1 pseudogene is annotated in these 281 nt (G+C 39.5%); it reads right to left on the reverse strand.

The features are described from left to right. Positions 1-281, reverse strand: a pseudogene (locus AB4486_RS25400) (hypothetical protein); the annotation flags it as partial.

Raw genomic sequence — 281 nt, forward strand, 5'->3', positions numbered from 1 at the left:
AAACATAACTTGAGGGACATATAGACTCAATTTCGGTCCCATATTCCCATTGGCCGTCACCGTTAAAGTTTCTTCTGCAAAGATAGATCCTGAGCCATCAGTTTGGGGGGTGAGATCCAAAGTAGCAGCAGATAGGTCAATACTCTGAATAAAGTTAGGCATGTTAGAAATAACAACTTTTTGCATTATAGCTATATCTCGGTATCCGGTAGGATCACTGTTGTTATTAAAACCGTATGTATAAGAAATCGGAATATAGCCAACATACACACCAGCTGGTT

It is taken from the genome of Vibrio sp. 10N.222.55.C6, assembly GCF_041473395.1.
Classification (GTDB): Bacteria; Pseudomonadota; Gammaproteobacteria; order Enterobacterales; family Vibrionaceae; genus Vibrio; species Vibrio crassostreae_C.